This window comes from Acinetobacter sp. UBA3025 (assembly GCF_002367915.1).
GTDB lineage: Bacteria > Pseudomonadota > Gammaproteobacteria > Pseudomonadales > Moraxellaceae > Acinetobacter.
Genome location: NZ_DFDO01000120.1, coordinates 1 through 8960 on the forward strand (window position 1 = coordinate 1; position 8960 = coordinate 8960).

Annotated in this window: 6 protein-coding genes; 1 reads left to right on the plus strand and 5 read right to left on the minus strand. The window is 41.5% G+C overall.

Annotated features, from left to right (window positions below):
• Positions 1–69 precede the first annotated feature (69 nt).
• From B4J23_RS05170 to ompR, 3 genes are all read right to left on the minus strand, one after another.
• A complete protein-coding gene (locus tag B4J23_RS05170; protein WP_291359085.1) occupies positions 70–1587 on the minus strand; it encodes an acetyl-CoA hydrolase/transferase family protein in 1518 nt (505 codons plus the stop codon).
• Between the two features lie 205 nt (positions 1588–1792).
• Positions 1793–3253, minus strand: a complete 1461-nt coding sequence (locus B4J23_RS05175; protein ID WP_291359088.1) for an ATP-binding protein — start codon at positions 3251–3253, stop codon at positions 1793–1795.
• Positions 3254–3563: 310 nt separating this feature from the next.
• A complete protein-coding gene (ompR, locus tag B4J23_RS05180) occupies positions 3564–4328 on the minus strand; it encodes a two-component system response regulator OmpR (RefSeq protein ID WP_004781707.1) in 765 nt (254 codons plus the stop codon).
• A gap of 336 nt (positions 4329–4664) precedes the next feature.
• On the opposite strand from ompR, the gene B4J23_RS05185 reads away from it, so the two are divergent.
• Positions 4665–7016: a Tex family protein gene (locus B4J23_RS05185; RefSeq protein WP_291359090.1), complete on the plus strand. Its 2352-nt coding sequence runs from the start codon at positions 4665–4667 to the stop codon at positions 7014–7016.
• A 47-nt stretch (positions 7017–7063) separates the two neighbouring features.
• On the opposite strand, the gene B4J23_RS05190 is transcribed toward B4J23_RS05185, so the two are convergent.
• Together B4J23_RS05190 and B4J23_RS05195 are read right to left on the minus strand one after the other, a co-directional pair.
• Complete coding sequence (locus tag B4J23_RS05190) at positions 7064–8116, minus strand: RES family NAD+ phosphorylase (protein WP_180178926.1); 1053 nt, start codon at positions 8114–8116, stop codon at positions 7064–7066.
• On the minus strand, positions 8113–8960 hold an 848-nt coding region (locus B4J23_RS05195; protein ID WP_291359093.1), incomplete at its 5' end, for a sce7725 family protein. The genes B4J23_RS05195 and B4J23_RS05190, both read right to left, overlap by 4 nt.

Sequence of the window (8960 nt, forward strand, 5' to 3'; positions counted from 1 at the left end):
AACTTATTTCAGGACGGGACATTTTTCCCATAAAAAAACGCCCCGTGGGGCGTTTTCTGAAGCGGTCAATTAAGCAGTTTTGACTGCAGCTTCTACTGCAAGCATATGACCATTTTCCTCAAAGTTAGAGTGCCAAGATAATGCTTCACGAAGCAAGTGAGGGGTATGGCCACCTTTTGCACATGCACGGTCGAAGTAGTCATTCAATGCATCTCGGTACATTGGGTGTGCACAGTTGTCGATGATCGCACGAGCACGTTCACGTGGCGCCAAACCACGAAGATCTGCCAGACCTTGTTCAGTCACTAAGATATCGACATCGTGTTCTGCATGGTCGATATGTGAAGCAAACGGCACTACAGAAGAGATGTCGCCACCTTTCGCGATTGATTTAGTCACGAAGATTGCAAGGTGAGCATTACGAGCGAAGTCACCTGAACCACCAATACCGTTCATCATTTTGGTACCACATACGTGAGTTGAGTTCACGTTACCGTAAATATCAAACTCAAGTGCAGTATTGATGCCGATAATACCTAAACGGCGTACCAGTTCAGGATGGTTTGAAATTTCCTGTGGACGTAATACCAGTTTGTCCTTGTATTGTTCAAGGTTGTTAAATACTTTTTCGCCATATTTAGCAGAAAGTGTAATAGAAGAACCTGAAGCAAACTTCATTTTACCGGCATCGATCAATTCAAACGTACAGTCTTGTAGTACTTCTGAGTACATGATCAAGTCTTCGAAGTTTGAATCTTTCAGACCCGTCAATACGGCGTTTGCAATGGAACCGATCCCTGCTTGAAGAGGTCCGAGGTTTTTCGGTAGACGGTCTTCAGCTACTTCTTTTTCAAAGAAAGCGATCAAATGGTTAGCAATGCTTTGAGTCTCATCATCTGGTGCAGTTACAGTAGATGGAGAGTCATGCAATTCGCTGTTAAATACGATACCAACAATTTTAGATGGATCGATATTGATCGCATGCGTACCGATACGCTCATCAACTTGAGTCAATGGAATCGCTTGACGCGTTGGACGATAGGTCGGGATGTAGATATCGTGCAAGCCTTCAAATGCCGGGCTTAAATTCGTATTGATTTCTACAATTACTTTTTCAGCAAAAATCGCAAAGCTTGCAGAGTTACCAACAGATGTTGTTGGAATGATGCCGCCATCTTCAGTAATTGCTACGGCTTCGATGATCGCAACGTCTGGTTTTTTCAACTGCAGGTTACGCATTTGCTCAACAGTTTCAGACAAGTGCTGGTCAATGAACATCACTTCGCCCTTGTTGATCGCTTTACGTAAAGTATTGTCTACCTGGAACGGTAAACGGCGTGCCAATACGCCAGCTTCAGTCAGTTGTTTGTCTAGATCGTTCCCTAGTGATGCACCAGTAATTAACGTGATCTTTAATGGATTTGCTTTTGCCTGTTGAACCAAAGCTAAAGGAACCGCCTTCGCTTCACCAGCGCGAGTAAAGCCACTCATACCCACAGTCATGCCATCTTGGATGAATTCAGCCGCTTGTTCAGGGCTGATGACTTTGTTGTGTAGGGAGGCTAAACGGATACGATCTAAAGACATTTTAACTCTCATTAATTCTTAAACTATGATACGGATTGTACCGATCAAAAAATGTATTTTGCATAGGTGTTAGGCTAAGGTCTAATTTTTTAGCTAAATGTAGGTATAATGAAAAATGATGTTTTTTAAATAATTGAATTATTGAAAATTAAAATGAATTGTATAGAAATACTAAAAAGTCTTTTGTTGCTTTTATGATCACTTACTAGAAGTGATCAGTGAGCGTTTGACGAATTTTATCCAAGGTGGTTGGGGCAGCAGGCGCCTCTGAACCTGCTGTTTTCAGGGGTAAGACGATAATGGCTTCCAGACCGCCTTCAGGCCGATTCTGGATATGCAGCTCACCTGAGTGAATATCAACAATACGTTTGACAATTGCCAGACCCAGACCACTACCTTGTACGGTACGCGCAGAATTTCCACGAACAAAGGGTTGCATCAGTGCTTCAATCTGGTCTTCCGGAATTCCTTCACCATGATCGGCCACACTGATCATCAGTTTATGATCTTGTGCATAGGCAGCAAGATCAATCGGTTCCGCACCATAGCGTTTCGAGTTGTTGATCAGGTTGCCAATCAGGCGTTTCAGCGACATGCTGCGTACTTCAACCAGCGGTACCTCCTGAGGTGTAAAGCGAATATCAAGTGGCCTAAATTGCTTGACCAGTTCCTGCAACAGCACATTGACATTGGTTTCTTGCAACTCTTCATCGGAGCCATCCCGCATATAGGAAATGAACTGGTTTAGAATGGCATCCATATCCTCCACGTCATAAATCAGACCTTCCTTGAGGAAGTCTTCATCCGGCATCATTTCTGCGCTAAGACGGATACGGGTCAACGGCGTACGAAGGTCATGTGAAATCCCCGCGAGCATGATTCGACGATCACGTTCGGTTTGATCCAAGGTATAAATCATCTGGTTAAAGGCATGATTCACCTGACGGATTTCCAGCGGACCATGATTGGTATCCAGATAAGGAGCAGAGCCATTTTTACTATAGCTGTTTGCTGCATTCTGCAAGCGGCGTAAAGGACGGTTCAGCTGACGCACCAGGGTCAGAATAATAATACCGGCAATGAGTGGTGTACCAAGCAGCCAGCCTAGAATCAGTTCAGGGCTATAGTTGGCATAGGTCTTAAGAGGTTCACGTACCCAGTTGCCATTCATTTCAGGGGTTTGGATCCAGATGCGTGGACTTGGCTTGAACTGGAAATAAACGGTTGCCTGTTCGATTCTTAATTCTTTGGCCAGTTTGGTTTCAATCTGGTTGGTAAAGAATTCGGCAATGACCTTGTCTTTTACATTGGGATATTCAGCCGGATTGGTGACATATTCGATTCCGATCCGGTTTTTGAGCCAGGTATCAATATCGACTTCCTGTTCTTTATGATAAAGACGCAGGTCCGGATTGTTGAGAATCTCCAGCTCCATAGCCAGATAACGCGCGTGTTGCTGAATTTCGGGTAGATAAAGTGTGCGCCAGAAAAACCAGATTGACATGAACAGGCTGAAACAGACCACAAAGACCACCAGTACAGTGGTTCGCATTGCTGCAGAGCGCGGTTTGATTTTGTCCAGAAAGCGTTCCCAAGGGGTACGTTTTTTTTCTGAATAGCTGACAAAATCGGTAAATTTTTGTGGGTCGATGGGGTCGAGTTTCACTGAGCAATCCTGTGCTATGACTTCAGCAAATTATTATGAGTTGATTAAAAGGCCTTATCACACCGGAGTCAAACCATCTGTAATTTAGATATACGTTAAAACCTTCGGTTCGACCTACTTTTGTTTCAGCAAAAGTAGGCAAAACCATTTTCATTCGCAAAACTCGTCAAATTGCGGCAAGTAATCAATTTATCGCAGAAACATTAGAGATGAATACCTCCTGCCTCAAACAGTTGCGAATGAATTTGTCACGTAATTAAAAACTAAATTGATAGACGGACGAATATTTTACTTTCTTCTAATAAGAAAATTATTCAGCACCATCTGGAACAAACACATAACCGACACCCCAAACGGTTTGAATATAACGCGCACGGGCAGGGTTTTCTTCAATCAAACGACGTAAGCGTGATACCTGAACGTCAATTGAACGTTCCATCGCACCCCATTCACGGCCACGTGCCAGATTCATCAGTTTGTCACGCGTTAAAGGTTCACGTGGATGCTGAACCAGCGCTTTCAATACCGCAAATTCACCAGTGGTCAGGGTCACTACCTGGCCCTCACGAGTCAGGGTACGTGTCGACAGATCCAGTGACCATGGGCCGAACGACACCACTTCCATTTGCTGGCTAGGAGCGCCTGGCACTTCACGAACTTGACGACGCAAAACTGCACGGATACGTGCCAGCAATTCATTTGGATTAAATGGCTTAGGCAGGTAATCATCGGCACCGGCTTCCAGACCCGCAATACGATCCGAATCGCTACCACGTGCAGTGAGCATAATAATTGGAATATCAATATTCGACTGGCGTAGGCGACGACAGATGCTGAGGCCGTCTTCTACAGGCAACATAAAATCGAGCACAATCAGAGAAAACAGTTCCCGCTGTAATAGTCGATCCATCTGGGTAGCATCATGCGCAGTTTTAACGACGAAGCCTTTATCTTCAAGGAAACGTTGTAACAGGGTACGCAGACGCACATCATCATCGACAACCAGGATGCGCTCGACCCGGTCGGTTTCGGTATGTACAGCATCGGGTTTTTCAGCAGGTACCACTAAACTCATGAGGTGCTCCTTTATTCTTTATTGTCGTCATAAACAAAAAATGAAATATGCTTTGAGTATACGATTCATTACTATTAATTGACTATGCTCTAAAGCATCAAATATTGCAGTTAAAATCAAGACATAGATACCAAATATATACATCTATATGCGAAAAAAATCGTCCCGGAACAAGAATAAAATGCAAAGTTCATGCAAACTTTAGTGGAAAAACTGGAAAACGATCGTATACGGTTATCTGAAGCTTATATAAATTAATAAAAACAATGGTGGATTTTATAGACCTGGTCTTTATAATCATGCCATTTAGTACTTATCCTTGTGGGATCAAACACGATGACTGACTTAGTTCAGCAGTTGGCAAAAGAACTTGCCGTACGTCCAAATCAAGTAGAAGCTGCCATCAAACTGATTGATGAGGGTGCCAGCGTTCCTTTCATTGCACGTTACCGTAAAGAAGTAACGCAGGGCTTAGACGATACGCAACTACGCCAGCTCGATACACGTTTATCGTATTTGCGTGATTTGTATGAACGCCGTGAAAAGGTGATCGAATCACTAAAAGAACAAAATAAATTATCTGATGATTTATTGGCACGGGTGAATGCGGCAGAAACTAAAAATGCCCTAGAAGAAATTTACGCACCATACCGTCCAAAACGTACCAGCAAATCGTTTAAAGCGAAAGAAGCCGGTTTAGGTCCAATTGCAGAAAAAATCTTTACTGAAGCCGTGGACCCAGCAGAAGCTTTGGCGGGCTTTAGCCATGAAGATTATCCAGATCAGGAAAGCCAGCTCGATGCGATCCAGCACATCCTGATTGATGACTGGGCACAGAATATTGCGTTGACCACTGAACTTAAAGCAATGTTTGCTAAAACTGCTGTGCTGAAAAGTCTGGTCGCTAGCGAAGAGAAAAAAGAAGTTGGTAAAAAATTCCGTGATTACTTCGATTTCTCTGAAAATCTGAACAAGGTACCTTCACACCGCTTATTGGCAATGCTACGTGGCCGTCAGGAAAATGTACTGGGCCTTAAAGTAGATGGTGAAGATGATGCACCATTGGCACGTATTGAAACTGACTACAACCTGGATACCATTCAGCCGCAATCTCGTCAGGATTTCTTAAAGCAAACTGCGAAACTGTTCTGGCTTGGTAAAGTTCGTCCAACGATCGAACATTCATTATTGACTGAAAAACGTCTGGCTGCTGAAGCTGAAGCAATGCAAGTCTTTGCTGAAAACCTGCGTCATTTACTGCTTTCTGCGCCTGCAGGTGCCCGTACAACTCTGGGTGTAGATCCTGGTATCCGTACTGGCGTAAAACTGGCAGTGGTGAATGAATCAGGTGATGTATTGGCACATAGCACCATTTACCCATTTGCACCGAAAGATGATAAAGAAGGTTCACTGACTGAATTGGCACGTCTTTGCCGCGAATTCAATGTTGACCTGATTGCAATCGGTAATGGTACGGCAAGCCGTGAAACTGAAGCATTAGTTGCTGAAATGATGGCTGCAAATAGCGACCTGAAATTGACTCGTGTTTCTGTTTCAGAAGCGGGTGCTTCCGTTTACTCAGCATCTGAACTGGCTTCTCAGGAATTGCCTGAACTGGATGTATCGATCCGTGGTGCAGTATCAATTGCACGCCGTCTGCAAGATCCATTAGCAGAACTGGTGAAAATCGATCCTAAATCCATTGGTGTAGGTCAGTACCAGCATGATGTGAACCAGACCGGTCTGGCAAAAACTCTTGAAGCCGTGGTTGAAGACTGTGTGAACTCGGTCGGTGTGGATGTGAATACTGCATCTGCTGCGATTTTGGGTTATATCGCAGGTCTGAACAAATCAATCGCGCAGCAAATCGTGGACTTCCGTAAGGAAAATGGCCGTTTTGACAACCGTCAGGACCTGAAAAAAGTGCCACGTCTAGGTGAACGTACTTTTGAACAGGCAGCGGGTTTCTTGCGTATCCAGCAAGGTTCAGAACCATTAGATGCGTCTGCAGTTCACCCTGAATCTTATCCATTGGTATCTAAAATTGTTGAAGCGAAAGCAACGACTGTAAAAGATATTATTGGCAATACTGAAATCATTCGCCAGGTCAATGCTGAAGAGTTTGTCGATGATAAATTCGGGCTGCCAACCGTTCAGGACGTTTTGGCTGAATTGGAAAAACCTGGCCGTGACCCGCGTCCAGAATTCCGTACCGCAAAATTCCGTGATGATATTACTGAAGTGGCTCAATTGACTGAAGGCATGCAGCTGGAAGGCGTAGTCACCAATGTGACTAACTTCGGTGCTTTCGTGGATGTTGGTGTACATCAGGATGGTTTGGTACATATTTCTGAATTAGCCAATGAATTTGTGGCTGATCCGCATAAAGTGGTAAAACCAGGTCAAATCGTACAAGTTCGTGTACTGAACGTCGATGTTGAACGTAACCGTGTCAATCTGTCGATGCGTCCTGAAGGTTCGGAAGCGCCAGCGAAAGCACCACGTCAACCACGTCGTGACAATGAGCAACGCGGTGAGCGCAAGCCACAAGGCAAACGTCCACAGCATGCACGTCCACAAGGTGACCGCCCGCATGGCAAGAAACCTCAAGCGGCTAAACCACAAGAAAATAAAATTGGTGGTTTAGGAGCACTATTACTTCAAGCCGGGATTAAAGGTTCGAAATAATCTTTAGGCTCTAAACGAAAAACCTCCCGTATGGGAGGTTTTTTTATTTAAGTAACTTCATGCTGGAAAGAAATATCTCGGATCTTTATAAAAGATATAGGCATTGAAGTGTCACAATGACAATGTGTATCGTCAAATAACACAATATTAAAACCGTCACCATATGAGCTGTTAAAAATAATACCGTCCTTATTACCATGAGTTTTAAAAAACTCGGTAATAAATTGGGTTGGAATATATTCTCGTTGAGAATTGTTTGGTGAAACAGGTAATGAAAGCTCGCTAGCAAAAGTTTCTAATAAACTTACCAATTTTAAAATATCGGTATAATTCATTGATGATAATGATAAAAATGAAATATTTTCCCTAGGGGTTCTGAGATCAATCACATTTAACTCTTGGTCAACGCGGAATTTAGCAATCGAAATAGTGTCTCCATTATTAGGTCTAATTTCTTTGATGCAAATTTTTTCTGTTTCAGCTAAGTAAAGGTATGAAATCCCATAGGGATTAGCGCGTCCCAAAGTTGCTAAAGATTCAGGTGGTTTACCCATATCTTTATGTTCTAACGGCACTGAACTTAATCGACCTCTAAAAAATTGTTCATTTGGATGTAAAGATAAATTTAGTTGTTCTATAAGCTGTTGGAATGTGTTGTATAAATCACTACCACGTAAAAATGCTTCTTGATATATAGTATTTTGTGGGAAAAATCTGTTCTTGTGAAGAATTTCGCTTTTGAATTCAATCCATTGCTCATGCATTTCCTTAGTGTTTACGGACCTGTAAGATTTATTGAATAGAAAAGGTAAGCTTGTTTGAAATTCTCTTTTAAGAAGATGAATATTAGTTTTTTTACTAAAAACTTTAAAATCAATATCTAAAATATCTATAAATTCAGTTCCAGCATTATCCTCATCAAACATATCTGAAAGGGCTTCAAGTATAGGAGTTATTTCAGTGATTAACTGAGAAACTGAAATAGTTGCTACTCTATTGGTATTACAATAATGACAACGTCCAATATACTGGTGACCATTAATTATCTTTTTTATCGTGTCATCGTGAAAACATTCAACACAGCAAAGAGAGGTACTCATCCATTTACCTCCACGGAGGCAGATAAGAAGCTATTTATAGTTTCAATATGATGCTTTATAGACAGTTTTTTGACTTGCCCTAAGCCTGGAAAATGTTCAATTTTGTGTAAATATTGAAATTCTGTTAGAGAAAAGGTAGGGATGAATGGGATTTGACCAATACCAATATCTTTAATAAGTTTGTCTAGGGCTTCAAGAAATTTAGCCCCTGGGTTAGTTGGTGTGCCATCATTTTCTGAAGAGTAATGTCGAATAAAGAGCTCATCAAATCTTTTTTGATCAATATATGAAATATGGATTGTAACGACATAAGCTGGTCCACCACCTTCACTAAAATCATCACCAGTAATTGTATAGTCTGAAAAACCTACGTTATTTTCTTCTAGATAATAACTATGGAGAGAAGAAAAAGGTGACTCTATAGGGTAGTCTGCGTTTCTAATTTGCTTTCTAAAAAAGTCCTCATAAGAAACCCTATTTTTTATTCTCTTTTTAATATTTGGATTTATATCATTTTGAATAAAATTAATTTTTGAAAAATTGGTGAAATCTAATAGATCTTGATCTATTCCTTTTTGTATAAATAAACCAAAGCTACCGATTTCAAGAAAATCATTATATTTTTCTGTATTTTGATTAATAGAATACAAAACTTGGTATTCAATATTGTCGAATAATTTTAGTGCTTTAAATAAACTGTGAGGATCTGATGCGAAATCACCGACAGTTGGATTAATGATTATGTAAGGTTCTATAGAGTATTCATTAAGACTTTCAATAGTCTTAACTAATGCTTTGATATCCTTTTTAACAGGTTCAATAACAGGCGTAAAGTTTTTAAGCT

Coding starts and splice junctions, on each gene's coding strand:
- B4J23_RS05170 (WP_291359085.1), bottom strand. CDS start 1,587: ATGTCTTTAGATCGTATCCGTTTAGCCTCCCTACACAACAAAGTCATC.
- B4J23_RS05190 (WP_180178926.1), bottom strand. CDS start 8,116: ATGAGTACCTCTCTTTGCTGTGTTGAATGTTTTCACGATGACACGATA.
- B4J23_RS05185 (WP_291359090.1), top strand. CDS start 4,665: ATGACTGACTTAGTTCAGCAGTTGGCAAAAGAACTTGCCGTACGTCCA.
- ompR (WP_004781707.1), bottom strand. CDS start 4,328: ATGAGTTTAGTGGTACCTGCTGAAAAACCCGATGCTGTACATACCGAA.